The sequence below is a fragment of the Streptomyces sp. YS-3 genome, from assembly GCF_045257485.1.
GTDB lineage: Bacteria > Actinomycetota > Actinomycetes > Streptomycetales > Streptomycetaceae > Streptomyces.
In genome coordinates, this window is record NZ_JBJHPC010000925.1 from 1 (window position 1) to 1,729 (window position 1,729).

Genomic DNA, 1,729 nt, shown 5'->3' on the forward strand with positions numbered 1-1,729 from the left:
CTGCCAAGGGCATGGCTGGTTGGCTACGTTCGGAAAGGATAACCGCTGAAAGCATCTAAGCGGGAAGCCTGCTTCGAGATGAGTATTCCCACCTCCTTGAGAGGGTAAGGCTCCCAGTAGACGACTGGGTTGATAGGCCAGATGTGGAAGCCTCGTAAGGGGTGGAGCTGACTGGTACTAATAGGCCGAGGGCTTGTCCTCAGTTGCTCGCGTCCACTGTGTTAGTTCTGAAATAACGAACAGCTGTGTYMATGCCAGCGTTCAAATTTTCATAGTGTTTCGGTGGTCATAGCGTTAGGGAAACGCCCGGTTACATTCCGAACCCGGAAGCTAAGCCTTTCAGCGCCGATGGTACTGCAGGGGGGACCCTGTGGGAGAGTAGGACGCCGCCGAACAAATTTTGGGAAAAGCCCCGTACCGGTCTCCGGTACGGGGCTTTTCTGCGTTTACCGGCGTTTAGGGTCGAACCATGCGCTATGACCTCGTCATCTTCGACAACGACGGTGTGCTCGTCGACAGTGAACCGATCTCGAACACCATCCTCGCCGGGTACCTCACCGAGCTCGGTCACCCGACCTCGTACGAGGACTCCATTCGCGACTACATGGGCTCCGCCATGCACCGCATCCACGACCTCGTCCAGGAGCGGAGCGGGCAGGTGCTGCCGGCCGACTTCGACGACGTCTTCCACTCCCGCGTCTTCGGCGCCTTCGAGCGCGAGCTGAAGCCGGTGGCCGGGGCCACCGACGTACTCGCGCAGCTGGTCGCGGACGGGGTGCCGTACTGCGTCGCCTCCTCGGGCAGTCATGAGCGCATCCGGGTGGGGCACCGTACGACCGGGCTCGACGAGTGGTTCGAGGAGGAGTGGGTGTTCTCCTCGCAGGACGTCGGGCGCGGGAAGCCGGCGCCGGATCTCTTCCTGTACGCGGCCGAGCGCATGGGTGTCGCTCCGGAGCGGTGTGCCGTCGTCGAGGACAGCCCGCTCGGCGTACAGGCCGCGCTGGCCGCCGGGATGGATGTGTACGGGTTCACCGCCATGACTCCCGAGGAGCGGCTCCAGGGCTGTACGGCCTTCTTCTCCGACATGGCACAACTGCGCGAATTGCTCGGGTGATCTATCTACCCAGGGGTAAGTAACGGCCCTAAGCTCAGCGGCCATGACAGACGCGCGCCTGCGGCACGGCAGGGCGTCCCTGGCGCTGAGCTTCTTCGCGCAGGGCGTCGCCTTCGCTCTCCTGGTGACCCGGATTCCGGCGATCCAGGACCAGTACGGGATATCCGACGGTCTGCTGCCGGTGTTCCTGGCCGCCGTGCCGATCCTCGCGGGGGCCGGCAGCGTCACCACCGAGTACCTGGTGAAGCGGGTCGCGCCGAGTGCGGTGCTGCGGGCGGTGCAGCCCGTGGTGATGCTGGCGCTGCTCGGGGTCGCGGCCGGGGACCGGATGTGGCAGGCGGCGCTCTCGCTCGGGGTGTTCGGGCTGGCCGTGGGTGGCCTCGACGCCTCCATGAACATGCTGGGGATCAGCCTTCAGCGGGCGTACGGGCGGAGCATCATCACCGGCTTCCACGCCACGTACAGCCTCGGCGGGATCATCGGGGCGTCGCTCGCCTGGGCGGGGGCGCACTGGGATTTCTCGCTGCTCGTCTCCTATCTGCCGGTCGTGATCGTGCTGGCGCCCGTGTGCCTGGCCGGGAGCCGGTGGTACGTGGATGGGGAGCCGGGGGAGGG

At 65.2% G+C, this 1,729-nt stretch carries 1 protein-coding gene, 2 rRNA genes and 1 pseudogene; all 4 read left to right on the top strand.

Annotation, left to right across the window (positions count from 1 at the left end; genetic code table 11):
* Nucleotides 1-201, top strand: a 23S ribosomal RNA gene (locus ACJA3G_RS36325); the annotation flags it as partial.
* A gap of 77 nt (nt 202-278) precedes the next feature.
* Nucleotides 279-395 (top strand): 5S ribosomal RNA (rrf, locus tag ACJA3G_RS36330).
* A gap of 74 nt (nt 396-469) precedes the next feature.
* Nucleotides 470-1,114: an HAD family hydrolase gene (locus ACJA3G_RS36335; RefSeq protein WP_406557293.1), complete on the top strand. Its 645-nt coding sequence runs from the start codon at nt 470-472 to the stop codon at nt 1,112-1,114.
* Nucleotides 1,115-1,157: 43 nt separating this feature from the next.
* Nucleotides 1,158-1,729 (top strand): annotated as a pseudogene (locus tag ACJA3G_RS36340) (MFS transporter); the annotation flags it as partial.

What these genes read in the sequence shown, in the direction of transcription:
- ACJA3G_RS36335 (WP_406557293.1), top strand. Translation starts at nt 470, where the DNA reads ATGCGCTATGACCTCGTCATCTTCGACAACGACGGTGTGCTCGTCGAC.